The following is a 24,933-nucleotide window of genomic DNA, read 5'->3' as shown; positions in this document are numbered from 1 at the left end:
TCAGGTTAGGGCGAGTCGATTAACCAAAATTTATTAAGGGAGAATCTCCGCGTATGGGATACCGGGGAATGTCAAGGATTGGAAATGATAATTTTAGGTCGCCTCAGCTGACTTGGTTCAAGCTTAGACTTTAACTGAGGCTGATTGAAAAACTGATTTTGACTAGTAGACTGGGTAGAAAATTGCCCCAATTTACTAGTTCCTTGCGGTGCTACTGGTGTAAGCGGTGCTGCCGTTGGTACACCGGTAGCTTGCCGGAATGGACTAGAGTAGGTGTTGGAATTGAGAGGAACTGTAGGTACTGTAGGTGTTGTCGGAAAAGTTCTATCGTTCCTTGTTCGAGGTAGATTGACTCCAGGATAATTAATTTGTCCTGGATAAGGAGCTGTTGTGGGTGTGGTCGAGAAATTCCTGTTGCCGGTTAAACCTGGTGTTGTTACCCCAGGATAGGTAATTTGTCCTGGATAGGAGGGAGTCGGTAATGCTTGATTGCCAGTTGCACTCAACGGTATTCCCCCCCTAGCTTTAATTTCCTGAGTTCCTGAGTTCCGTTGTTCGAGAACTCCCCTGTTTCCATAGGAGATGTTTGAAGGCAATATGTTAGCGGGTAGTTGAGCTTTGCTATTACCGGTATTAGACTTAGCAGCATTAAGCCTATTCAAGGCTTCCTGTAAAGGGCTGACTGGTAACTCGGCTGGATTAGTGTAGGGGGAATTGAAGGAACCCAACCCCAATACAGAATTAGTCTGGTTCAGTGTGCTTGAGGATAAAGATCTCTGATTAACAGAGTTAGGATTGGTCAGTAAGCCAGTCCCAGGAACAGGAGGGATATTAAACAAATCGTTTGTAGATGTAACAAACGGATTTCTGGCTTTTGAGGACTGCTGAGGTTGGACGTTTGGCGTTAGTAAAGGTGATGTTGCTTGGGAGTTAGCTTTTGTCTGCTGAATAACTTGAGTAAATAACCCTTCCGAATTTTTGGTTTTAGACTTTCTGGCTTTATTGGTTTGCTGTGGTGGTACTGATATAGCACTTAGCGCTTCGAGCTCTGCTAATAGCACGGCAGAATTATCAATATCAGCCAACGTTGCTGCTAGTTCATCATCTTCAGAAGACAGGGTTGGTTCAACGGTGGGAGTATCAGTGTCAGCCACTTGATTGATCCCAATTGCCCTTAACAATTCTGGACGGTTCCAGTATTCCCGGACAAACCACAACATTAGGGATAACAAGACAGCTGCTCCCCAAAATGCTGGTCGTCCCAAAGGTTGTAGTTGAGCTTTCCAATAGCGGAGGTAGGCAGGAGGTTGATGACGATAAGACATGGCAGGTTTCAACGATGTTAAATATTTCAGCTTCGCTGTAACTTGATGCTAGCCTCTAATCAACGGATTCAGGTTTACAATTAGCAATTTACAATTAGCAACAATAACTACCTAGCTATCGAGCCTACCTATCGGGCAGCCCTATATAACAACAATCCTCCCGCACCTAGTCCAAATAAATTAGGCAACCAGGCTGCCATCAAAGGAGAGAAAATGTTAACTAGACCTAGGGCATTCGTTATAAATCCTAATAAGTAGTAAGAAAAAATCACTAAAACACTAATGCCGAAACTGGTTGCTTTACCTGTACGTTGAGGACGAGTTCCCAAGGAGGCTCCCACTAAACCAAAAACTAGACAAACAAAGGGAAAAGATATTTTTTGTTGAATTCTGATCCTAAGTTTACGGATTTTTTTAGCATTACCACTATGGCGTAATACCTCCAAACGCTCTAGAGACTGAGCAATGTTCATTTCACCATAGTCACGATTTTTTTTTGCCAAATCCAAAGGTGTTCTAGGAAGTTGTAGCTTTTGTTTTTGAAATCTGAGGATATTGCGGTAAGAAGCATCGGGAGATATAATATAGATGGTTCCATCTAAAAAATCCCATAAATTTTCAGTGGGGTTCCAAACGGCAGACTCAGAGGTAACAATTTGTTCTAGACCGGTCTGAGAAAAGTCTAAAATTGTCAAGCCTCTCATCTGCTTACCATCAAATTGCTCGGCGTAGAACCAACGCTTAATTTTGTTTACTTTTTTGCCATTGGGTAGCTTTACTTTTTGATATTCGGGATAAAATATGTTCCTTTCCTGAAAAGATGGTCTTTCTTTTTTGAGCGCTTTATCTAAGGTGATTTTGGACTGGTAGTTAGCCGCAGGAACCACTAATTCATTAAATACAAATGTCAGACTTGTAACGAGCAAACTCACCACTACAGCAGGTATTACGAGTCGGTAGATGCTTACCCCAAAGCTACGCATGGCAATCAACTCACTATCGCTACTGAGGCGAGAGTATGCCATCAGAGCAGCTAGGAGCATCGACATTGGTAAAGCATAGGAAATAAACTGGGGTATCTGCAACAGTAGCACTTGAAGTGCAATTCCCAGTGGTAATCCTGCTTCAGTAACTTTGCGAACCAACTCAAATAGGGTTCCAATAGCTACACCAAGTGATGAAAAAGCACCTATACCAAACAGCAGTGGTGGGATTAGCTCAAATACGATGTACCGATCCATCACTGATAAGCCAGGCATTAGTGCAATGATGGACTTGGATTTACCAAATTTCATGATGTGCTAATCACTAAATTAATTTTTAATAGCTTCTTTTATCGTTGAAACCCTGTCCCTAAGTAATACTTACGTACTAAAGGATTATCATAAAGTTCTTCAGCACTCCCGGCAGCCAGGATTTGTCCTTCTCGCATAATGTAGGCGCGGTCAGTAATCGCTAGGGTTTCTCTTACATTGTGGTCAGTCACCAGAATTCCCATTTGGCGATCGCGTAATCGAGCCATAATTTTTTGAATCTCTGACACAGCAATGGGATCGACACCAGCAAATGGCTCATCCAAGAATAAGAACTTCGGTCCAAGTGAACCAACAGCTAAGGCTCTTGCCAGTTCTGTTCGACGTCTCTCTCCTCCAGACACTTGATTACCCAAGGTATTGGCGACTTTTTCCAAACGAAACTCTTGGAGTAAGTAATGCATTCTTAATCCCCACTCACCACGAGGCACACCAGTTTGTTCTAAGACTAATTGAATATTGTCCCGAACACTAAGGTGGCGGAAGATACTCGCTTCCTGAGCCAGATAACCAATACCTAGCTGCGCTCGCCGATTGATCGGCATGCCAGTGATATCTTGATCATCTAGCCAAACTGTACCCAGATTGGGTTTTTCTAGACCAGTGGCAATGTAAAAGGTTGTAGTTTTACCAGCACCATTAGGACCAAGCAACCCTACAACTTCCCCTTGGGCAACGGAAAGATTAACGCGACTGACAACACTGCGCCTGCCATAGGACTTATGGATATTATCTAATAGTATTTTCACGGATAGCACCTTGAATCAGTCATTAGTCAATAGTCCATAATCCTTATATCCTTAGTAATTGACCAATGACCAGTAAATGACCAGAAGTGGTTGCAGGCTATTCTATCAATTAAGATCTAGTTTTTAAGCCATAATGGCTGATGGTAGTGTTTTATGTAGTTAGGGAAGCCCTGGAGCAGGTGATGTGGTGCTGTCTGAGTCAGTAACGATGTAAATTGATTCTACCTGTTGGTTCTGTTGAGGCAGGGCTACAAAGCGTCCTTCATCAATCAAATAGGTAATGGTTTCACCCTGAATACTATTGCCCTCCTGCAACACAAAAACATTACCATTGAGAACCAGACGGCGCTCACGGCTGAAGTATTGGGCTTGGGCTGCAGTTGCTTGTATTTGGCGAGCGGGATAGTTAATTTGGACATTGCCACGGGCTGTGACTACGCCAGTTTTGGAGTTAGCTTCCTGGACATCAGAGCGAACCGTCAAGGCACTTCCATCAGCTGCTGATGGTTTATTTTGGGCTTTTGCTTGGGGGCTGTTCAGGAAAGTTGGTAATGCGATCGCACCTACCAAGGTAACTGGCAAGAATAATCTTAGACCTAGATTATGCCTTAATCGGTTAGTATATTTAAGGTCGGACTTCATGCTGTTGTGTGTGATGACTGATCTCGAATACCAATAAGCTGTTCTGCCTACTAGTTTAAGCAAATCCAGCCATAGCTTGGGAATGAAAATGGGCTTTTTGCTCTAAGGCACGTGTTTTAGTTTTGACGACTAGCCACCAACAAAGTTTCTCATCCTTTCAAAGCATGTGCTAACAACTAATGGTTAACAAGTTAATGGTTAACCATTAGTTGTTAACCATCAACTCCCTTGAGTTTTGGAAAACCCCTAACCCCTTCACCACTAACTACAACATCATTGCTGTCAGCCGCCTCTAACTGTCTAACAAAATCAGCAACTTGCTCTGAGCCAAAGTTTTGCAATGCCTGTAGGAGATTAACACTTTGAGATAGTAGCTCAGTGACATCAATCCCCCCATAGTCTGGTTGATAGTTACTGAGACGTCCGATCCCTTCACCGAGTAAAACCACTGCACCACGCCAGTTTAGATTACCTAGGTGGTAGCAGGCAACAGATATTTGTAAAATACCTTGATAAAATCGCTTTTGCGGCTCAACTGCTTCTATCCATAAAGCTTCAAGGGTGTCGTGACAAGCGTAAAACTCTTGCTGATTAAATTGATCGACACCCTGCCAAAATTCTTCAGGTAGTACTATGGCTGTCATGCCATGCTATCTCGCGCAGCTTTAATTTCGTCTAGGGAAATTTCTTGCTTATCACCGGCAAAATCGTTATCCGGAGTCAAAAATAACATACAGTGGCACTCCTTGCGTTCCCGCATGGGCACACAAGGGCAATTCCAGAAGGTAGCTTTCACCTCTGCTTCTTTGTCTTCATAATGGCGGCAAGGGCATAAGGGAGCACCGAGTTCTTCTTTGTGTTTGGCAAGTCCCTCAATCACCACAGCAGTTACGCTTGGGTCAACACAGAAGTAAGTGTCAGTGCGCTGAGCATAAGTCTGAGCAAAGTTTTGCATCGCCTCCAGTTTACTATCACTGGCTTGATTAGCTATTGGTGATGTAGTCATTTAGTAAAATTGAGTTGTGAAAGAGTTCTTAGAATTGTATCGTACTGTCTTACAGGTAAATCGGATATTTGTTGATCGTTGGGATAGCGATACATATGTTTAGGATAATTGTTCGATCGGTTGAATTGGTGCTAATAAATACCAAAACCCTATCGTTTACCCTAAATCAGAAGACCAGACTGCAAACAACACGACCATTAATACGTTCATAATTCGTTGCGTTCCACAGCTTATTGGCTATGGGATCGGTTGCTGTAACTGGGGTTTTAGGGGCTCAGTCGTATTAATTACAATTCCCACACTATTGCGTTTGAGTTGTGGGACTGGGTTTACCACGGATACATCTTTTGGCCAAAGTAAGCAACGACTTCCAGGGGGTAGGGAGTTAAGACTAACAGGATTTTGAGTCAGCCAGATCAAGGGTAGATAAGGAGGTAAATAGGGTTGCTCTTCAGCTTTCCCATCAACTCCGGCTTGGGTGGCAGCAAGGGCTTCTAACACTACTGAGTTACCGTGCAATAACCCTGTTCTCGGTGTCCATAATTTGACATTTGGCTGAGTCCGACAAGCATAGGAGTAAATAGAAGCAGCAGCAATAACGGCTTGTTCAAAGTCTTCCGGATGCCATTGACTGGAGCTATCGAGGCAGATGATAATTTCTTGAGAACCAGTCAATACTTCTAACTCCCGTACCAGTAATTCACCGTAACGAGCACTGGTGCGCCAGTGAATCAGACGGGTAGGGTCACCAACTCGGTAAGGTCGTAGTGCTTTGGTAAGGTCTTGGCTAAGTGATTGAGATTTGCGATCGCTTTGGACTTGCATACTGTCCTCTTTACCAATTTCATCCACTAGGGGACAGCGAGTAAGGGGAAGTACAGTGGGATAAACTACTGCCCTAGCGCTAACATATCGACGGCGACGGCACCAAAATAATCCCAAGGGTGTGGCAGTTCTCAATTGTACCTGGTGCCACCGATAGACTCCTCGTTTGGCGGTGGGATGGTAATAAACCCAGCGATGGACACTTTGGGCTGGAATGCTAGCTACTGGTGTTTTGGTCATTGCTCCGAGTTCTGGTGGGAGCATATCCTGAATTTGTAATAGGCTTTGAGGTCCGAGGGTGGGGTTTTCGATTTCTAGTTCAATGGTTAACTGGTCTCCCACACTGACCGGTGAGATCGGACGTCGGCGTACTGATAGATGGTTAAGCGATCGCACTGGCAAGATAACGGCAATTACCAGTAGGGCAAAAATAATCGCACTGATCACATAGAGCCATCCTGCCATTGTATTGGTGGCAGCGCCAAAGAAACAGATGGCAATACCTGCTAAAAGCAAACCTCCATAGGCGGGATTAACCCAGTTGGTTTCTAACCATTCGGTGGTTTGTTTAATAATGCTCATGACTTTTTACAGTTATTCAACCCTCAACTTGTTCTCGTACCTGTTCTACACTCAAGCTAAGGGCTTCTGCCACCTGTTCCACTGTTAGTCCCATCTTCAGGAAACGGGGCACAGCCTCGAAGATTGCCTGTTCAGCTTTTTGAGCTCGTGCATGTTCCACTTCAGCCCGCTCATTACCAATCAGCAATAGATTACCTTGGTTATCCCACCACCTTAACCAGAGTTGGTTTTGATTTTGATAGGTTTCCTGCCACAATCCCAATTCGATTCCTAATGGTTCAATGGGATAATGACCTCGCTCGTTGGGCTTCATTTTGTGATAGAAACCTTTAAGGAATTCATAGACCTCCAAGTTACCGGTTTTGATTTCATAGATGCCGTAATAGGCAATGCGTATAATCTGCTCATAAACCCAAAATTTGCCTGGTTTAGTGACTTTTCCTTGCTCACTTCGGGATAGAGGAGTTTGGTCTCGTTCTTCTTCCCCGTTCCCACTGGCAAATTCAAGAGCAATTAAAGGAGCGATATATTCTCGCCATATAACGTAGGAACGGCGAATTTCACCATCTAACTTAGGCGGAACGTTGGGAACATAAAACCAGTCAGGAGCTTCTGCTCCTTTTTCGGGTGGGTCAGTTTCTCGCCAATAGATACCACAGTCTTGTCCAATGGCATAGTGTCCATCGGGATGAATTTGCTGTAAAACTGGTCCAATGGAATCTGTAAGTAAGATGCTTTGGGGATGTTTATGAAAATTTTTGGCAAAACTTCCATCTGATTCTGGTAGTTGGGTGTGATCTGGGAAAGGAGGAGGTAAAACAACCGGGTCAATACTTTGAGTCATGGTTTCTTCATCGGCTCCTACTGGGGGTATAGATTTATTTTGGCAGAATTTTTAATGAGTCAGGACTTAATAAACTTTCCAATTATCTCCCTTAAAAATACCTACAAAATTTTGCGCCCAGTCAAAAGTCCCCGCACTTCCAACATGGCAGAATAAGTAGGCAAAATATGAAGGGTTTCATGATCTGGAGTTTGTTCCAAAGCGGTAGCGATCGCTTCTGCTAAATCTTCTTTAATAATCAATTCGCAATTAGTCTGGTCTTGATTCTGGTCTTGATTCTGGTCTTGATTCTGGTCTTGACTCTGGTCTTGATTCTGGCTGTATTCTAGACGGAGTGCCATATCATAAACGCGATCGCCACTGACTACCACAGTTCCCCCTGAGTTCACTAATTTTTCTGTATCCACATCCCAAATCCAAGACACATCTGTGCCATCAGGGGTTCGGTCATTGAGTACCACTAGCTTAGTGGATGCTCCACCTTGTTTTTGCAAGTCATTAACAGCTCGAATCGTTTCATTCATCCCTACTGGATTTTTGGATAACAGAATCCGAACCTGCTTCCCATCCACAACTAATTCTTCTGCTCGTCCAAAGGCAGCGCGGAAGGTTTTAATACTGTTGTAGATGGTATCCCGGTCAATTCCCATCTCTATGGCTAGTAATCCCGCTGCCAATGTATTGTATTTGTTATAGATACCAATTAATATTTGTGGCCACTGGCTACTATTGACTGCGAGTTGAGGTTTACTAAAGCCACATTGAGGACAGTGATAGTCTCCTAGATGGGACAGATAAACACCCTCATAGTCCAGGGGATGTCCACAACTGGGGCAGTAAATTGAGTCAACCGCATGGGGAATTTCATCAAGATAGAGATCTGGCTCACTTAACCCAAAGAAAAAGACTCTCTGGGGTAACTGTTGACCTAGGTAAGACAGGGTAGGGTCATCCCCGTTTAAAACCACAACGGTTTCCTGAGGTAACGGAGCGATCGCATTTTGCCAGCGACGGCTAATCGTATCCACTTCCCCATAACGATCGAGCTGGTCACGAAACAGGTTTAAGCCCAAAATGAACTTAGGCTGACAATCAAGCAATACCAAGGGCAGCACATTTTCATCCACTTCCAAAAGGGCGTAATCAGCATCCAACTGACCAATGCCATTGGTATGAACTAGGAGTGCTGTCACTAAGCCATTAATCAAATTTGCCCCAGTGCCATTGTGAGCCACTCGCCAACCTTGGCTCTCAAGGATAGTGCACAGGAGTAAAGAGGTGGTAGTTTTACCGTTAGTACCAACAATTAGAATGACACCTTGTCTGACCTGAGCTAATAGTAACGGCAGGACTTGAGGCTGGAGACGACGGGCAATTGCTCCAGGCAGAACACTTGCTGCCCCTAGGTTTAATAACCGAACCAGAGCGGTGACGGTTTTGGCAATGCCTACGGATAACCCTAATCGTAATCTATCGATAATTGATCTAGTCACGGGATGAAAGCTAAAAGTTGTTCGTGGATGAAAGAGTCGGAACAGAAGATGAACGAATCAGAATCGAAATTTCCGATGAAAGCTAAAACCTACCATTGATTAAGAGGATAATTAGGGAAGATTTCACGCCCACCACAGCGCAAGTCCTTCACTTTGTCCTTCATACAATAGTGCTACATCGTTCATCTTTGATACTTAATAGGCAATGCTACCAGTTCAAGAAGCAGAGTCAATCATTCTCAATTTGGTTCAACCCTTTGACCCACGGCTGGAAACACAGGTGGTAGAGCTATCCGCTGCTACTAATAGAATTCTGGCAGCAACAGTGACCAGTAACTTAGATTTTCCGCACTGGGATAATTCAGCCATGGATGGGTATGCCGTGCGTTATAGCGATGTCCAATCCTGCAATCGCGAACAACCAGTAGTTTTAACTATTGTCGAAGAAATCCCTGCTGGATATCAACCCCAATGTGAAGTCAAACCGGGACAAGCGTCACGGATTTTTACTGGAGGTTGTATGCCAAAAGGAGCTGATACGGTGGTGATGCAAGAAAACACCAAGCTCCAGGACAATCAGGTGATGATTTTGGAGGCTCCCCAACCCCAAGCCTTTGTCCGTCATCGGGCATCTTTTTACCAAGCCCAAACCAGTCTTATGAAACCAGGAATTAGGCTTGGTGCTCCAGAAATTGCCGTCTTAGCTGCAGCTCAGTGTAACCAACTGACAGTGTATCGGCGTCCTCGGGTGGCAATTTTTTCCACTGGCAACGAGCTAGTAACCCCTGACCAACCCCTAAAACCTGGTCAAATTGTGGATTCTAATCAGTATGCCTTGGGTACCTTTGTCTCCCTCTTGGGGGGAGTACCCATACCTATGGGGATTGTGCGCGATCAGCCAGACGATCTAAAAAATGCGATCGCAAACGCTATATCCGAAGCAGATATGGTTCTATCTACTGGCGGTGTATCAGTGGGGGATTATGACTATGTAGACAAAATCTTAGCCCAGCTCGGAGCAGAGATTCACATCCACTCCGTTGCGGTTAAACCCGGTAAACCCCTAACTGTTGCTACTTTTACCTCCCCCTTGCCTAATTCCCCAGAAGACAGTGACCTTTCTAGTACTCCCTCGTGTTTAAAACGTCCAGTACTGTACTTTGGTCTACCTGGGAATCCCGTTTCAGCACTAGTCAGTTGTTGGCGGTTTGTTAAACCAGCACTGTTAAAACTATCTGGTTTACCGGAGGAAGTCTCCAAACCAGTTTTTGTCAAAGCGATCGCATGTAATGACTTACATGCCGGTGGAGGCCGGGAAACTTATCTGTGGGGACAACTGTGTTTAGATGCAGCTGGTAACCACGAATTTCATCTGGCCAGCGGTAGTCATAGTTCTGGTAATTTGATTAATCTTGCTTATACCAATGGTCTAGCGGTGGTGCCAATCGGTAAAACCTTGATTCGGGCTGGTGAATCGGTATTAGTTTTACAGGTAGGCTAGGGCACAATAATATCAAATCCGGTTGAATAACCTACTTCCTGGTGAGGGGAGCTTCGGGTGCAGGGGAGCTTCGGGTGCAGGGGAAGAAAGATAATGTTCTGGATATCGTAAATGTGGGCAATTATCCCGATTTGATCTAAAAGGTAAAAGCCATGCAAGCAAGGAGCTTTGATTTATCACCAGAAACCGGGTTTTAAGGGTCTTGGTGGGTAATTGATGTTGCCTAACGCTTTGTTGTCACCCCTTGCTCGCCACACCCGGTTAACCGGTCACCCACCCCATAACCCTATACCATGGCAAAAGCCGGATTTTTGGTTTCACTGGGTAAGTCTTAAAATAGATAAAGTAGTCTTGGAAACCAGGTTACTGGTCAGTAGCGCCTATCGATACTATCTACGGTAATCTTCAAGGTCTTAAGCCTAGCCAGCTCAAGCAACTAAAACGGCTGTATCACCAACGCTTACCCAGCGATAACTTGACTACGCCGGAGTTTGCTCAACGTGTTGCAGCCATTAGCACAGACATTCAACAGCCCCTATGCACCTACATCAATCGCCGGGGACAAGTGATTCGTGTGGCTGTAGGTACCCCTACTCAGACCAAAATTCCTCCCCTGGAATTGCCCCGTTACGGTGCTGAACGATTGTGCGGGATTCGCTGTATCGCCACTCAGCTCAAATCAGAAATCCCCAGAGAATCTACCCTCACGGCTATGGCAATTCAGCGATTGGATGCATTGGTGGTACTTACGATTACTGGCTCAGGTATGATAAGGCGGGGTGGTGGAGCAACAGGTTATATCAAAGAAACCTATCTCGCACATTTACTCCCTCCTAGTAACTCAGAAGGAAACAATCAGGTAGACTCTCAACTCCTAAATTGGAGTGTATCATCACCCATGAGTCTGGATATTCTGACCAAGCAGGATTTCCAGGAATTGGTCGAAGAGCTAGAAGCTGAGTTTCGAAGGCAATTTGTGGCTCAGCAAGTCGATGTTGACCAAGATAGGGTGCTGATTATAGGATTAATGACTGAAAAAATCAGCCCAGAGCGATTTGAAGATGGCTTAGCAGAAATTGGGCGGTTGGTGGAAACCGCTGGTGGAGAAGTATTAGGGGTAATCCAGCAAAAGCGATCGCATCCCCATCCCCAAACAGTAGTTGGTAGCGGTAAGGTAGAGGAAATTGCCCTGACTACCCAAACTCTAGCCGCTAATCTGGTAGTATTTGACCGCGACCTATCACCAGCACAAGCTCGCAACCTAGAATCCCAAATTGGTGTTCGGGTTGTAGACCGTACTGAAGTGATTCTCGATATTTTCGCCCAACGAGCTCAATCCCGTGCTGGTAAATTGCAGGTGGAACTGGCACAACTAGAATATATGTTGCCTCGCCTTACTGGTCGGGGTCAGGCGATGTCCCGGTTAGGGGGTGGTATTGGTACTCGTGGTCCGGGTGAAACCAAACTGGAAACCGAACGCCGCTCCATTCAGCGTCGAATTACCCGACTTCAACAAGAAGTAAACCAATTACAGGCTCATCGGTCAAGGTTAAGGCAGCGGCGTCAGCAACAGGACGTTCCGACAGTGGCGGTCGTTGGTTATACAAATGCCGGCAAATCTACCCTGTTGAATACCCTAACCAATGCTGAGGTTTATACCGCTGACCAGTTATTTGCTACCCTTGATCCCACTACCCGACGCTTACCTATTATTGACTCAGTAACGGGTAAATCTAGCGCTATGCTATTGATCGATACAGTAGGGTTTATTCACGAGTTACCCCCACCCTTAGTAGATTCATTTCGGGCTACCCTCGAAGAAGTAACAGAAGCAGATGCTTTGCTGCATTTAGTGGATTTATCCCATTCAGCTTGGGCTAGTCATATTCGTTCTGTAATGGGCATTCTGAGGGATATGCCTATTACACCAGGACCGATTTTAGTAGTTTTTAATAAAATCGACCAAGTAGATAGTGATACCCTAGCGTTAGCGAAAGAAGAATTTCCTCAAGGAGTTTTTATTTCTGCTAGTAAACGTCTTGGACTAGAGACATTGCGTCAGAAACTAGTTGAGTTAGTTCACTATGCGATCGCAACTCAATAAACTGACTCAGGGTCATGAAAAACTAACCAAAATCGGGATTTAGCTACTTTTAAATAAGTAGTATTATTGCAGTTTTATTTCTTGCTATAGCAGTCCTATATGATTCGTGAAATATATTGGCCAAAGTGTTCGCGATAGCGTCGGCCTCGCCGAATCGCTAAAACCCTTGCCCAGCAATAATCCCAGATTTTGCTGATTTTACAAATGATTTAGGATTGCTATAGGAGTGGATTTTACTAACGTCTCTAACTACTTCTAAAAGAGTACCACTATGGGACAAAGACTTAATCAAATGGATTAGCTTCATAAAAAATTCACATCTGTAAGCTAATAGATAGGGATAATTTAATTGTTAAAACCAAAACCAACTTCAAAGTTTGATGCTTCGTTCTGGGGACGCCGATATCCTAAATTTCCTTGAACAAATCCAGTTGGCTCGCAACGTACCCATTGGCTTAAGGTGCTATCGTCTGCGAACTATGTGTATGCATTTTGGACGCTGGTTAAACTTAGAGCCAGAAGCAATGCGTCAGCTGGTTTTTTTGTGCTATTGCCACGGTTTAGGTAAAATTAGCATTCCCGATCATATCCTGTTCAAAACAGGACCGCTGACAGAAAAGGAGTGGACAAAAGTTAAGGAGTATCCTGAAGTTTCAGAACTGATTTGTAACCAGTATCCGCTCCTGAAGGAGTTTGCATTCTTAGTGCGTACCCACCAAGAGAGGCTGAATGGCACTGGTTATCCGGATGGGTTGCGTGGTGAGAAAATTCCTTACATTGTTCAGGTCTTTCAGCTGGTGAATGCGGCAGATGCTATCATCAGCAAGCGCCTATATCGTAACCGTAGTGACCCCCCAGGTATTCGTCCCTACTGGAAACAGGCTGTAGCAGAAATTACTAAAGAAATAAAAGTTGGTGCAAGAGATCCAGAACTCTGTGAAAAGTTTTTTCGTTTTCTTGAACTGTACTATCGAGGCGGTGGTTGAAGGCTAAAACTTGAAGTTGAAAGACTGAAGGCTTAACATTGAAGTTCAAAAGTTAAAATTTGCATAAAAAAATAGTTGACTAGTTAGTTTCACCTTTTTCTTTCTTCAGCTATCGCCGACGGGTCTTACAAAAACCCAAGCATCTCATCAATACCTGCTTTAATGGTTATAGAAATCCGCTGACTAAAGTTGTAGCAGTATGGGTAATTTTTACCTTATTTTTGAGGATTAAACGGTCACTTGTATTTATGTATAAAAGCAGTAAATTTACTCATTTTTCAATATAAATTAAGGTAAATTTTCCAAAACTTTATCCTTAATCCTTCATCTTTTATCCTTGATAAAACCCTACAAGGAAAGCCTAGGGTGAACATCCTTCATCTTGACCCAGTTTCAACTGCTGCAAGTGATACACCCTAGCAGTATCAGTGAGGTTATATTGCAAAGGGGTGATGCTAATGTAGTTGTCGCGAATTGCCTGAACATCAGTAGGGATATCTTGAGGTAAGTGAATATGATCGGGTTGTTCAATATCCTCAATAACTTCACCAGCTAACCAGTAATAGATTTTACCTCGGGGATCAACTCGTTTCTCAAAATTCTCGATATAACGACGAACCCCTTGACGGGTTATAGCAATACCAGCTATGTCTGAGACCTTAACAGGTGGCACGTTGACATTGAGCAATGTTGTTTTTGGTAAAGGTTGCTCTGACAGCTGATTTAGGAGAGTTTTCGCAAATGAAGCCGCTACTTGAAACTCCTTTGAGGTGTAGGTGGCTAGACTGAAGGCAATGCTGGGAATCCCTCCGATTAACCCTTCCATAGCGGCTGAGACAGTGCCAGAGTAGAGGACATCAGTACCCAGGTTAGAACCATGGTTAATCCCAGAAAGCACTAAATCTGGTGCGCTATCCATTAATGCCCACAAAGCCAGCTTTACACAGTCTGAAGGGGTTCCAGAACAAGACCAAGCAGTAACCTTGGGATGGAAGATGTTATCTATAACTTCAGCACGGATGGGCTCATGAAGGGTCAAACCGTGACCAGTTGCTGAGCGCTCTCGGTCAGGACATACTACGGTAACATTGTGCCCCGCTTCAGCGAGGGTGTTGGCAAGGGTACGTACACCAAGGGCGAAGATACCATCATCGTTGCTGATCAGCAATTTCATAGGATATGAGGCTACAGCTAAAGATAAAAGTCGCTGTTCGATTCTAATCTGAAATTGATATATTCTAAGACCATCTACCCCACTCACCTGACCATTTTTTCAGTAAAATGAAACAGTCCTGCATAAATGACAGGGGTTTCCGGTTCTTCTCTTACTAACCTAAAATTACTGATGACAAGCCTCAACGAGATTGAGACCCAACTAGCTACACTCAAAGAAGAAGCAACCATTGCGATCGCTTCTACTGATACCTTGGAACAATTGGAACAGTTGCGCATTAATTACCTAGGCAAGAAAGGGCAACTGTCTCAGATATTGCGGGGAATGGGTAAGTTAGCACCAGCAGACCGACCTAAGATTGGTGCGATCGCAAATGTTGTCAAAGAAACCCTCCAGCATAACCTAGAGCAGAGGCTCCAAGACCTGAAAGCAGCTGAAATTCAGGCAAAATTGCGCTCAGAAACCCTGGATGTGACTATGCCAGGGGTATATCGTCCCCAAGGTCGCATTCACCCTCTCAATAGCACCATTGATCGGGCATTAGATATTTTTGTTGGTTTAGGCTACACCATTGCTACTGGCCCAGAGATGGAGACAGATTACTATAACTTTGAGGCCCTTAATACTCCCCCTGACCATCCGGCGCGGGATATGCAAGATACCTTCTACTTGCCGGATGGTAATTTGCTGCGTACCCATACCTCTTCGGTACAGATTCGCTACATGGAAAACCATGAGCCACCGATTCGGATTGTGGCACCTGGTCGAGTTTATCGACGGGATACGGTAGATGCTACCCACTCGGCAGTGTTCCATCAGATAGAACTGTTGGCAGTGGATGAAGGGATAACCTTTACCGACCTCAAAGGTACCCTTAGGGAATTTTTGGAGGCAATGTTTGGGGAAGAGTTAGAAGTGCGTTTCCGTGCCAGTTATTTTCCTTTCACTGAACCTTCAGCAGAGGTGGATGTGCAGTGGAAGGGGAAATGGTTAGAAGTGATGGGTTGCGGGATGGTTGACCCCAATGTACTCAAGGCTGTAGGCTATGATCCTGAAATTTATACAGGTTTTGCTGCTGGTTTTGGAGTAGAACGTTTTGCCATGGTCCTGCACCAGATTGATGATATTCGTCGCTTGTACAACAGTGATCTGCGCTTTTTGAAGCAGTTTTAGTGTTGATTAGCGTTACTGGTAGATTCGACGAAACTATAAATTATTAATCAAAACAAACCATGACAAAGTAAACCAAAATTATCCAAAGGATAAGTTTGCTATATAGCGTTGCTTATCCTTCTGATATCGCCACGAAACTGATTCTGGGTCTTTATCCTGACTCCACTGCTTAAAATCAGGTTGATCTCTTAATTCTTGGAGTGTTGCTGGTGCTACTCCTAATCGTTGAGCTAAGTCTTGTTCACTTAGTCCTTGAAAAAATTCGCTAAGAGAATTAAATTCTGGTGAGCTCATGCCAAAACATTAAATTCCAACACATTAGAGGTTAGCTGAAAAATCAAAAATAATGCCGTACCCAAATTAAAACAGAAAAAAGCTCTCGTTATCTGCTAGATTTTACCTGTTAACTGGGTTTTTAACCAAAACTCCTGGTTCTTTCTGAATCGGTAAAGCGTCTAATACATCAGTTTGAGCGCAATACTTTAAATCTTCATGACCATTCAGCCGCAGCAGGCGTTTTCCGTGACTAGCGTGATAGAACATCTCTAGTAATTTATCTTGCCACTGGGAGTAAAGTGCGATCGCACCAATTACTTCATCATTACCAGCAATGTCATCCACTGAGTCTCCGGTTTCTTCCATAAGTCTTTGACTAATCGCCCCAGCACAAACCGTGTCTTCTAGGGAGTAGGCTCCTTCCCAACCTGACCCCACTAGCCAAATACTATCTGGTTTGTGGGTCAGTAAATACTCCACCGCTGCCACACGATTCACTAAGGCGGCGGCTAGGACTACCGGGGAATTTTGGACACGCTGTAAGGCACGGGTACCGTTGGTGGTACTGATGAATAGTCTCCTGCCCTGTACTCGCTCAGGTGTGCAAATCAAGGGCGAGTTACCCAGATCACAGCCCTCTACCATTTTACCACCCCTTTCCCCAGCTCTTAGCCGTTTGTCAGTGGGCCATTGTTCACTGATTTCCATTAACTGGTCAATATCACTGAACACTTGAACGGCTTCAGCACCAGCATTCAAAGCTGTAGCCATGGTAGTCGTGGCTCGCAGGACATCAATTGCGATCGCACAGTCTGGCAAGGTGTCTGTGGGAGTTTCTTCCGGGGTGTGGTAGATAGATAGCTTCACGGCTTGGATATAGTTGTTTTTTGGACTGCTGAAATTTTCGTTGACATAACCAGCCTCATTAATCTTGAAGATTAAACCAGTCAGCCTAATGGCATCCCAATTTATCGGGCACGACAGCCACAAATTATAGTATATTAGTTAGTCGGTTAAATCAAGGTGCCTCTTCGTTAAAGCCTGGTAATTCCCGGCAATTTCCCGGATTACAACCGCGAAGATGCAGACTCAGGATTGATTTCCTACGTTGGTTTGGTCAGGATCCCCGGGGGTGACCTCCAGCTCCCGGCTCTATCGCTAGCTACTAAGGAAAGGCAAAATGTGTGGTTAGCCTAACAAGCCATTATAACATTGTCGTTCGCGTAGCGGGACGAAGTCCGGAACACATTACCAAATTGAGATGCACTAAAAATGCCAAATTATGTATTTGTTATTGACACAAACAAACAACCACTAAACCCAATTTACCCGAAGAAAGCACGCCGGTTGTTAGACAAAGGTAAAGCTGCGGTTTTCAGGATGTATCCTTTCACGATCATCTTAAAGACTGCGATTCGGCAAAGCCGACGCTGCGCGAACGATAATCCAGTTATCTCATCTTGTCAAATAAAGATTGACCCTGGTAGTAAGGTAACTGGATTTGCCCTAGTTCAAAACAACCAAGTTATTTAGGGTATGGAATTAGAACACAGAGGAGGATTAATCAAGAAAAAACTAGAGTCTAGAAGAGCTGCAAGACGTGGAAGACGTAACCGTCATACCCGATACATAAAGCCACGATTTCTTAACCGTAGATGTCCAGAGGGATGGCTTTCACCTAGCCTAGAGCACAGGGTGTTGACTATTGAAACTTGGGTAAAACGACTAATTAAATTTTGTCCTGTCAATGAGATTTGGGTCGAAAAAGTCAAGTTTGACACCCAAAAGATGCAAAATCCTGAAATCAATGGCACTGAGTACCAGCAAGGGGAACTAGCTGGTTATGAAGTTAGGGAGTACTTACTTGAAAAATGGGGGAGATAATGCACTTATTGTGGTAAGCAGTCCGGTAGTGATAAATAAGTAGTGATAGAATATTATATTGACCTTAAATAATGCATTTTTTTATGTAAAAATAGTAATTTTGATATCATTAATTAGTAGCTTTTATTGTTTAAATAATAAATCTTAATTAAAAAATCTTTAAAAAACTGCTAAACTTTTGTTATAAAAAACGTTATCAAGTTATCAATACACCATCGTAAGAATGAATACAGTCTCAGATTTAATAACGCGACCCAATTGCCCTTACTGCAATTGTGAGCGAACAGTGAAAAAGCGATGCAGAGGTGCGACCCGTGGCGAATTTAATTACGGGTCAAACGCACCATTACGGTCTTGGGGAGCCAGTGCGGTCTTGGGGGTTCCCCCCATGAGCAACTGGCGTGGTTTCCCCCATGAGCGACTGCATCAAGACATGGAAGCACTCATAATAAAAAGCAAAAATATCTCTGTTTCTCTTGGTGCGCATTCACGCTTTTCGGGGAACCCGACCGGGGTCGCACCGCAAAAACTGTAAGAGACAGTTTGTAAAAAATCCGACAAAAAAAACGATATCCTTGTCGATCAAAAAGAGAATCGATTACCTATTACTTGAGAAAATATATGCAAGCCGGTATTGCTCGAACAGTTGGAGTTTCAAAAACATGGCTCCAGAATTATGTTAATAAGAAATATGCGGAAACCCCCCGAAAAATAAAGGTTTCAGAAAAACCGTGCATGTAAGATGTCCATTCTCTTGGTGCGCGTTCCCTAGGTCGGGTTTCCCGACCGGGGTCGCACCGCTGAATGTGATGAAATGTGGTCTTTTGTTAAAGCGATGCAGCGCGGTCTTGGGGGTTCCCCCGGAGACGAAACCTGATTACGTTGAGCCTTTATGGTTGGTAGGTTATGCAAAAAAGGGTTAAAACTTGAGGCGCGACCCCGTAATTTAATTCTTCAAGCGGAAAGCGCGCCTCCATTGATTAAGGCGAGCCTGTCTTACGGTAACTTCAAACCATGAGCGACTGCATCAAGACAAAAAAAGATAATAAACAATGGATTTGGTTGGCCATTGGCCGTTGGCCACGCTACGCGAACGATGGCCGTTGGCCACGCTACGCGAACAAGAAACTAAAGAAATTGTTGGATTTTATCTTGGAGATCGTAGTCGAGAATCAGCAATCAAGGATGTTTGTCTAGAATTAGTAACCGAATTAATGAAATTAAATCCTAATAAGCGAAAGTATTATCAACGAGGTCTAAGGGCTAGATTACTTATAGAGTCTGCGTTTTAGCTTATTTCGTCGCCCCCTCAGCTATTAACGATGCAGGTTGGTATCAGTTTAGGAAATGGTTAGAGCATTTTGGCAAGAAGTTTGGTAGAGTCACGGTTGCAGTGAATCCTGCCTATACGAGTCAAAATTGCTCAGAATGCGGCGAGGTAGTCAAGAAGTCGCTATCAACTAGGACTCACGTCTGCAAATGTGGTTGTAAATTAGACCGAGACCACAACGCCGCAGTCAACATCCTGAAAAAAGCCTTGGGTACGGTGGGGCACACCGGAACCTGGATCATCGATCCGAACACTTCGGGAGATTTAACCTCTACTGTTCTTGGTTCCGGCCAGGTTCAGCAAGTCGAATCGTTGAGCGAAGAATCCCCGCTTCAATAGGCGCGGGGAGTGTCAATTGACTCGCTCATTAACCGGAAAGCGGTCAAGTAACTGAGCAGCACGAATCGCATTAGCTTTTAAAGACTCTGGTAGAGGCAACACATGGGGAATTTGGGATAATATATCTAAGGTTCGACGTAAGATTCGCACCACATCCCCTTCATCTAAACTGCTATTTCCGCATAGCTCCCGCCAGGATTTGCCTAATGACCACTGTTCTATTAGACCAATTAACCTATCCTCTGACCAAACCGGTAAGGCGACATGATATCGACGCTGTAGCTGAAATACTTGACGCCGAATCCTCCTGAGGTTTCCCAATGCTTCTAGCACTTCCTCACTTGGTTTATAGTTTGTCCAACTATCCGGTCTAGGGGTTTCGGTAACTATAGCAGAGCAAGCTGCTGCCAGTTGGTGGGGGTCTAAGTCATCTAATTCTCCCGACAGCATGGCTAAAGCTAGCCACAACTCATTTTCTCCCCGAACCGAAGCAGCCACTTGCCCCAGAACAGTGGGAGTTAAGTCCTCCAAAGAGCCAGATTCCTTTAAAATTTCAATCAGGTTCAGAAATTCGTGCCAATGCTGAGCCTGGTATTCTCGGAATTTAGTTTGACGTTGGTTAATTTGCTCCTGCAAAAACAACCGTTTTTTGTGGCGTTTGATCAGTTGAGAGGGATTACCCCACTGACGAAGAGCATGGGTTTCCATTTGACCCTCTAGATCAGCAACAACACCTTGTTGCTCCCTCACTTCTGGAGCAACCCAGAGTTGAGCAATAGTGGGGACTTGGTTAGCCAAGGCTTCAGTATCTTCATTTCCGCCTTTGACTTGACCTGGCTTAATCTCAAGTCCCTCTAGAGGCTGGAGAGTTCCAATATCAAGGTATCGAAGAGTGATAATGTCAGAGGATTCACCTTGAGTTGAGCCGGTTGAGTAATCTTCCGTAGAGCCATTGGATACTTGGTCATCGGCCACTTCAGGAAAGCCATCTAACCCCATCACATCAGCAGTTGTTGCCACATACCATCGGTTAGCAGCACTTAAGCACACCAGATAGGGGAATTGACCGGAACCCTTTTGTTTAGACACTAAAACAGCTGGAACAGGAGAAGACACTGGCACATGCTTGCCCTTGAGATAGAGAATGGCTCCCGATTCCACCTGTTGTAACACTTGGGATACGGCTTTAGAAACAGATACCTCTGCTTGGTGTTGCAGGTCTTTAAGAATGCGGCGCTCTACTTTCAGGTGTTCCTTCAGTTTTTGATAGCCTTCCATTACTGCCACATCTACCGGTGCCAGTTGAAAATCAATTCTGGTCAGTTCCGCAGTCAGTTCAGTAATTGCCTGTTGTTGAGGTTTTAGGTACAAAGTAGCTAGGTACTGAGCAAAGCTGCGTTCAACTAACTCCTTGGCTTGAGGCAGAGAGTGAGTTTGCAACAAATTCAGTACCATACCATAGGTAGGGGTAAACTGACTAACTAGGGGATCAGCACCAGCAGTTGCTAGATAAGCCGCCTCCTTAGCCCCTTCAAAGGGGGTTTGCACGGTCACCACATAGCCATTGGTATCCATCCCTCGCCGTCCTGCTCGTCCAGCCATCTGCAAAAATTCAGAGGCAGTGAGTAGCCGGTGTCCTCGGTCAGTACGCTTAGATAGACTGGAAATAACCGTGGTACGAGCAGGCATATTAATTCCTGCTGCTAGGGTTTCTGTCGCAAATACCACCTTCACTAGTCCTTGTTGGAATAGTTCTTCTACTAGACCTTTCCAAGCAGGTAAAATTCCAGCATGATGGGCAGCTATACCTCGGTAGAGGGGGTCAATTTGTTTGGTTCGAGCTGCTTCTGGATTCTTAGTGATAAATTCATCAATCCGTTTCTTGAGTCGAGCTGCTTCTTGTTCATTGACCAGGGATATTGGACCCATCTCATCTACTGCCTTATCACAGCCTCGGCGGCTAAAGATAAAGTAAATAGCTGGTAACATCTCCCGTTTTTTTAGTTTGCTCACCACAGAGCTAATGCTGGGGCCCTCCGGACGTCCATGTTTGTCCTTGCTTTTAGGACGCCTGGTTTTGAGGGAGTTGTTAATCTTGGTTTGGTCGTCATTCAGCAGGGAGACAATTCCCTTGGGATGGGCAAAGTAAAACTCTAGGGGAACAGGTCGGAAGTCAGAGTAAATTAGCTGAGTGGAGCCATGAACTTGATTGAGCCAGTCGGTCAGCTGGTCAGAATTGGCAACAGTGGCAGAGAGGGCAACAATTTGGATATCTGGCGGACAATAGATAATTGATTCTTCCCAAACCGTGCCTCGTTGTCGGTCATTCATGTAGTGACATTCGTCTAGGATGACCGCCTCAACCCCTAGCATAGAGGCTCCCACTTGACCAATTGGGGTACCATAGAGCATATTACGGAAGATTTCCGTAGTCATCACTAAGACAGAAGCTTCCCGGTTGACCGAGGAATCACCGGTAACTAGACCGACTTTGTCTGCGCCAAATTTTGCCCGAAAATCCCTTAGTTTCTGGTTGGAGAGCGCTTTGAGGGGGGTGGTGTAGAAAACACGTCCCCCTTGAGACAAAGCACGATAAATGGTATATTCTCCAATCAGGGTTTTCCCAGAACCAGTCGGAGCACAGACAACTACTGACTGACTATGATTGAGAGCCTCAATTGCCTGTTTTTGGAACTCATCGAGTTCAAAGGGAAATAGGTTGTTCGGGTCAAGGTCTACTGATGAAGTAGCAATATTCACACAAGGTTTTTCCAATAAGGTATATGATCGTTAGGTGTTGCTTGTAATTACGTAGTCCATTGGTTGTATATCTTGATTGTATGTTAGTTAATTAATTGAGAGGGTGTACACCATTTTACTCAAGATACCCCTGGTGTATTTATAGGTAGTTGTTTACTATAACAAAGGGCGAGACAAACTTGAAGTGTTGTAGAACAAGGGTTTGAGGCTATTCCCAAAAACTATTCCGATCGGGGATTATCCATAGAAATCCGTATCCTACTCTACTTGTAAGTCTTCCTCCTGTTCTATCAAGATAACGTCCAAACCTTCATGACCATTGATATTCAGGGTTAGTAAACAGCTAGATAAAATGTCGCAGAGTCTACCAAAAACTCTTATTATTTGTTAGACTTAAATTAGGGTAACACCGACAGGGATTATTATGTAACTTAAATTAAAGCCGAAAACCAAGGCTTTAATAGTTGCGGTTACATCCCGGTGTTAAACTTTTTTGACATTTTTATGGCGCTCGCGGGATATTCCCGAGAGCTTTGGGAGATACCCCCTGGATGCTATTGCATCTTGCATTGGCGAGCCTTGGTCTATCTTGGTAGACTTTGGTAGCTAAAAAGTATCGGTTCAGGTATTTGTGGGGACTGTGGTTGTACCGGAACCCTGGCCACTGGACGGCTGGTACACTGGGGCTTTGCTGTGTTCGGTAGAGTTGTTGCTGACCGGGTCTCGATACTATTCCCTGGATCATCAAGAGAACGCACTACCACAGTCACAGCTGGTTCCGAGGTACCGTAGTCTGGGTGAGTTGCGATCGCACTCAGGTAATCCCCAGGCTGGACATTACTAAGACTAATCCCAAACTTCCCATCTTGATCTGCTTCAGTGCTAGCAATCTTCCTACTCAAGGCACCATAACCAGGGGTTTTTGGAGAAACCTGCTCGACAAGATAGATATCTACCTCAGAACCAGGGTCAGCTAACCCATCCAAACTCACCTGACCATCCCGTTGAAAAAACTCTACCGCTAACCACCGAGGTGTATTCACAGCATTATTGCCAGTGTCTCGCCTACGGTTAGGAGAGTCTCGCTTGGGGTTTGGTCCATCACCCACTTGATAATGCCTTGCTCCGGTGTGGTTTCTAGTTACTAGGTCAATGCTCAGCCCTTCTAGAGCCGCAAATTGATTATCTTGGATGATATTGCGATCGCTTTCTGGATAAGCAGCAACCACCACTCCTGGTCCTGCTTGGTGAGTGATTTGGTTACCAATGACTTGATGGTCATCTCCCATCAAATATATGGCAGCCCGACGTAAACGGTGTCCATTATACTTAATTTGGTTATTCCGAATGCTGACAGCACCCATAGGTTTAAATAGGTACACAGCGCTGCCGTCGTTGCCGCAAATTAAGTTAGAGTCAATAGTGGTGTTGTCGATAGTACCATCTAGACGAATAGCATCTGGCATCCCAGCCATCCCGTTACCAACGATGATATTCTCGGTAATCGTTAGATCCCTCGCCTGCTTGGAGGTAATAATCCCGCTACCGTCGTGATAAGCAATTCGATTACGCCGGATCGTAACTCCTGTCCCGTTAAACACCCATACCCCAAAAGCTGACATGGTTGATGGCATACTCTCATCGGGGGGTATACCTAGCCAAGTGTTTTCTATAATCACCGATTGGGGAGGTTTGTCGGCAGCAAACTGACTCTTGTAAAATTTACTGTCGTAGTCGGGTGGCAGCCGATGGGAAATCAATATGTCTGCTGGTGTTGAGATGACAGTTGCTTGGTGCTCACCGTTAAATCCATATATACTTAAACCTTTTATAATAACATCATCATTAATAATTGTCAAACCTTGAAAAATTTCTACTGTTTCCGCTGGAGTAATTGCCACCAATGGAATCGGGATTTCAATCTCAGCAGTAGCTGATTGATCTCGGTTATAGCCAGGTTGGGTAGTGCCATCTACGATTACTCCAGCAGTCGCGATGGGCGGCAAGTGTTCTACCAAACGAATAGTGGTTTGCTGGCCAGGTAAATTAAACTCTATTTTTGACCGTGCTGGGGAACTTAGGGATTCTACTTGAGCTTTTTCTGTGGGACTAAGTTGGTCTAGGGTTAATGTGCCGTTGATCAGGTTAATAGCTTCCCTCAGGGTTAAGTTATTGTCTGGTTTTACTGAACCATCTTGGTTGCTATTGACGACTACTTTTAGGGGTGATGGTTTTGGTTGGGCTAGGGCTGGCTTAATCAAGGCAAAAGGCAAAAGGCAAAAGGCAAAAGGCAAAAGGCAAACGGTAACAGTATGGATGAACTCTTTTGAGTCTAGGGTTGATAATAAACTAGGTATATACTGGTTTGTTTTGATAAGTCTAGGGTTTTCTTTTTTATTAATACAACCTGAAATTAAACTAGAATAGTAAGGATTTTTTTTTGAGAGTTTGAGGTAGACTTCTGACTTTAAATCCGAAGTAATTATATTTGGAGTCATAGCTGCTTCCTTTTAAAGATGAATATACTGATAAATAGTAATTTTTTACTGGTTTATGGTCTGACACCATTTATAGTTAAAGATAAACTAGATATTTCTGGTAATTAATAATAGTAAAAAACTCATTAA

20 protein-coding genes and 2 pseudogenes are annotated in these 24,933 nt (G+C 44.3%); 8 read left to right on the top strand and 14 right to left on the bottom strand.

Annotation, left to right across the window (positions count from 1 at the left end; all coding sequences use genetic code 11):
* Positions 1-71: 71 nt before the first annotated feature.
* From F6K64_RS28715 to F6K64_RS28675, 9 genes are all read right to left on the bottom strand, one after another.
* On the bottom strand, positions 72-1,325 hold the full coding sequence (locus F6K64_RS28715; protein WP_044492666.1) for a hypothetical protein: 1,254 nt from the start codon (positions 1,323-1,325) through the stop codon (positions 72-74).
* A 128-nt stretch (positions 1,326-1,453) separates the two neighbouring features.
* Positions 1,454-2,620, bottom strand: coding sequence for an LptF/LptG family permease (locus F6K64_RS28710; protein WP_008182489.1), 1,167 nt, complete (start codon positions 2,618-2,620; stop codon positions 1,454-1,456).
* Positions 2,621-2,658: 38 nt separating this feature from the next.
* Positions 2,659-3,387 (bottom strand): LPS export ABC transporter ATP-binding protein, encoded by a 729-nt coding sequence (lptB, locus tag F6K64_RS28705; protein ID WP_008182487.1) that lies wholly within the window; start codon positions 3,385-3,387, stop codon positions 2,659-2,661.
* Between the two features lie 159 nt (positions 3,388-3,546).
* Positions 3,547-4,029, bottom strand: coding sequence for an LptA/OstA family protein (locus tag F6K64_RS28700; protein ID WP_044492664.1), 483 nt, complete (start codon positions 4,027-4,029; stop codon positions 3,547-3,549).
* Positions 4,030-4,241: 212 nt separating this feature from the next.
* A complete protein-coding gene (locus F6K64_RS28695; RefSeq protein WP_008182483.1) occupies positions 4,242-4,673 on the bottom strand; it encodes a DUF309 domain-containing protein in 432 nt (143 codons plus the stop codon).
* Complete coding sequence (locus tag F6K64_RS28690; protein WP_008182480.1) at positions 4,670-5,035, bottom strand: ferredoxin-thioredoxin reductase catalytic domain-containing protein; 366 nt, start codon at positions 5,033-5,035, stop codon at positions 4,670-4,672. The genes F6K64_RS28695 and F6K64_RS28690 overlap by 4 nt, the downstream gene beginning before the upstream one ends.
* 237 nt (positions 5,036-5,272) lie before the next feature.
* Positions 5,273-6,442, bottom strand: coding sequence for a DUF58 domain-containing protein (locus F6K64_RS28685; RefSeq protein WP_008182478.1), 1,170 nt, complete (start codon positions 6,440-6,442; stop codon positions 5,273-5,275).
* A 16-nt stretch (positions 6,443-6,458) separates the two neighbouring features.
* On the bottom strand, positions 6,459-7,286 hold the full coding sequence (locus F6K64_RS28680) for a Uma2 family endonuclease (protein WP_008182476.1): 828 nt from the start codon (positions 7,284-7,286) through the stop codon (positions 6,459-6,461).
* Positions 7,287-7,387: 101 nt separating this feature from the next.
* The gene (locus F6K64_RS28675; RefSeq protein ID WP_008182474.1) at positions 7,388-8,779 is read right to left on the bottom strand and encodes a Mur ligase family protein; all 1,392 of its coding nucleotides are present in this window, start codon (positions 8,777-8,779) and stop codon (positions 7,388-7,390) included.
* Between the two features lie 205 nt (positions 8,780-8,984).
* Between F6K64_RS28675 and F6K64_RS28670 the strand changes: the two genes are divergently transcribed.
* From F6K64_RS28670 to F6K64_RS28660, 3 genes are all read left to right on the top strand, one after another.
* Complete coding sequence (locus F6K64_RS28670; protein WP_008182472.1) at positions 8,985-10,280, top strand: molybdopterin molybdotransferase MoeA; 1,296 nt, start codon at positions 8,985-8,987, stop codon at positions 10,278-10,280.
* Between the two features lie 382 nt (positions 10,281-10,662).
* Positions 10,663-12,384 (top strand): GTPase HflX, encoded by a 1,722-nt coding sequence (gene hflX / locus F6K64_RS28665; protein WP_044492662.1) that lies wholly within the window; start codon positions 10,663-10,665, stop codon positions 12,382-12,384.
* Positions 12,385-12,764: 380 nt separating this feature from the next.
* Positions 12,765-13,370, top strand: coding sequence for an HD-GYP domain-containing protein (locus F6K64_RS28660; protein ID WP_008182469.1), 606 nt, complete (start codon positions 12,765-12,767; stop codon positions 13,368-13,370).
* 361 nt (positions 13,371-13,731) lie between these two features.
* On the opposite strand, the gene surE is transcribed toward F6K64_RS28660, so the two are convergent.
* Entirely contained in the window at positions 13,732-14,544 is an 813-nt protein-coding gene (gene surE / locus F6K64_RS28655; protein ID WP_044492659.1) for a 5'/3'-nucleotidase SurE, read from the bottom strand.
* Positions 14,545-14,715: 171 nt separating this feature from the next.
* Here surE and pheS point away from each other — a divergent pair, with 171 nt between their 5' ends.
* The gene (gene pheS / locus F6K64_RS28650) at positions 14,716-15,717 is read left to right on the top strand and encodes a phenylalanine--tRNA ligase subunit alpha (protein ID WP_324293468.1); all 1,002 of its coding nucleotides are present in this window, start codon (positions 14,716-14,718) and stop codon (positions 15,715-15,717) included.
* Between the two features lie 78 nt (positions 15,718-15,795).
* Here pheS and F6K64_RS28645 read toward each other — a convergent pair whose 3' ends face one another.
* Together F6K64_RS28645 and F6K64_RS28640 are read right to left on the bottom strand one after the other, a co-directional pair.
* A complete protein-coding gene (locus tag F6K64_RS28645; protein ID WP_008182463.1) occupies positions 15,796-16,011 on the bottom strand; it encodes a hypothetical protein in 216 nt (71 codons plus the stop codon).
* A gap of 102 nt (positions 16,012-16,113) precedes the next feature.
* Positions 16,114-16,860 carry a 2-phosphosulfolactate phosphatase family protein gene (locus tag F6K64_RS28640; RefSeq protein ID WP_044492687.1) on the bottom strand — a complete coding sequence of 249 codons (747 nt, stop codon included), beginning with the start codon at positions 16,858-16,860 and terminating at the stop codon, positions 16,114-16,116.
* 405 nt (positions 16,861-17,265) lie between these two features.
* On the opposite strand from F6K64_RS28640, the pseudogene iscB reads away from it, so the two are divergent.
* The 4 genes and pseudogenes from iscB to F6K64_RS28620 form a co-directional block, all read left to right on the top strand.
* Positions 17,266-17,874, top strand: a pseudogene (gene iscB, locus F6K64_RS28635) (RNA-guided endonuclease IscB); the annotation flags it as partial.
* A 289-nt stretch (positions 17,875-18,163) separates the two neighbouring features.
* Complete coding sequence (locus F6K64_RS28630; RefSeq protein ID WP_154659749.1) at positions 18,164-18,412, top strand: hypothetical protein; 249 nt, start codon at positions 18,164-18,166, stop codon at positions 18,410-18,412.
* A 479-nt stretch (positions 18,413-18,891) separates the two neighbouring features.
* Positions 18,892-19,074: a hypothetical protein gene (locus F6K64_RS28625; RefSeq protein ID WP_008182453.1), complete on the top strand. Its 183-nt coding sequence runs from the start codon at positions 18,892-18,894 to the stop codon at positions 19,072-19,074.
* Between the two features lie 115 nt (positions 19,075-19,189).
* Positions 19,190-19,546, top strand: a pseudogene (locus F6K64_RS28620) (RNA-guided endonuclease InsQ/TnpB family protein); the annotation flags it as partial.
* Positions 19,547-19,558: 12 nt separating this feature from the next.
* On the opposite strand, the gene F6K64_RS28615 reads toward F6K64_RS28620, so the two are convergent.
* Both F6K64_RS28615 and F6K64_RS28610 read right to left on the bottom strand, forming a co-directional pair.
* The gene (locus F6K64_RS28615; RefSeq protein WP_044492656.1) at positions 19,559-22,306 is read right to left on the bottom strand and encodes a DEAD/DEAH box helicase; all 2,748 of its coding nucleotides are present in this window, start codon (positions 22,304-22,306) and stop codon (positions 19,559-19,561) included.
* A gap of 584 nt (positions 22,307-22,890) precedes the next feature.
* A complete protein-coding gene (locus F6K64_RS28610) occupies positions 22,891-24,804 on the bottom strand; it encodes a right-handed parallel beta-helix repeat-containing protein (RefSeq protein ID WP_008182449.1) in 1,914 nt (637 codons plus the stop codon).
* Positions 24,805-24,933: the final 129 nt, after the last annotated feature.

It is taken from the genome of Moorena sp. SIO3A2 (assembly GCF_010672265.1).
GTDB lineage: Bacteria > Cyanobacteriota > Cyanobacteriia > Cyanobacteriales > Coleofasciculaceae > Moorena > Moorena producens.
Note: the sequence above shows the minus strand (reverse complement) of the source record. Positions and strands in the feature narration are given on the sequence as shown.

Excerpts from the sequence above, each read along its gene's own strand:
- F6K64_RS28625 (WP_008182453.1), top strand. The coding sequence starts at position 18,892 with ATGAGCGACTGCATCAAGACAAAAAAAGATAATAAACAATGGATTTGG.
- F6K64_RS28715 (WP_044492666.1), bottom strand. The coding sequence starts at position 1,325 with ATGTCTTATCGTCATCAACCTCCTGCCTACCTCCGCTATTGGAAAGCT.
- F6K64_RS28685 (WP_008182478.1), bottom strand. The coding sequence starts at position 6,442 with ATGAGCATTATTAAACAAACCACCGAATGGTTAGAAACCAACTGGGTT.
- F6K64_RS28695 (WP_008182483.1), bottom strand. The coding sequence starts at position 4,673 with ATGACAGCCATAGTACTACCTGAAGAATTTTGGCAGGGTGTCGATCAA.
- F6K64_RS28700 (WP_044492664.1), bottom strand. The coding sequence starts at position 4,029 with ATGAAGTCCGACCTTAAATATACTAACCGATTAAGGCATAATCTAGGT.
- F6K64_RS28670 (WP_008182472.1), top strand. The coding sequence starts at position 8,985 with ATGCTACCAGTTCAAGAAGCAGAGTCAATCATTCTCAATTTGGTTCAA.
- F6K64_RS28690 (WP_008182480.1), bottom strand. The coding sequence starts at position 5,035 with ATGACTACATCACCAATAGCTAATCAAGCCAGTGATAGTAAACTGGAG.
- F6K64_RS28610 (WP_008182449.1), bottom strand. The coding sequence starts at position 24,804 with ATGACTCCAAATATAATTACTTCGGATTTAAAGTCAGAAGTCTACCTC.
- surE (WP_044492659.1), bottom strand. The coding sequence starts at position 14,544 with ATGAAATTGCTGATCAGCAACGATGATGGTATCTTCGCCCTTGGTGTA.
- pheS (WP_324293468.1), top strand. The coding sequence starts at position 14,716 with ATGACAAGCCTCAACGAGATTGAGACCCAACTAGCTACACTCAAAGAA.
- F6K64_RS28680 (WP_008182476.1), bottom strand. The coding sequence starts at position 7,286 with ATGACTCAAAGTATTGACCCGGTTGTTTTACCTCCTCCTTTCCCAGAT.
- F6K64_RS28710 (WP_008182489.1), bottom strand. The coding sequence starts at position 2,620 with ATGAAATTTGGTAAATCCAAGTCCATCATTGCACTAATGCCTGGCTTA.
- F6K64_RS28645 (WP_008182463.1), bottom strand. The coding sequence starts at position 16,011 with ATGAGCTCACCAGAATTTAATTCTCTTAGCGAATTTTTTCAAGGACTA.
- F6K64_RS28660 (WP_008182469.1), top strand. The coding sequence starts at position 12,765 with ATGCTTCGTTCTGGGGACGCCGATATCCTAAATTTCCTTGAACAAATC.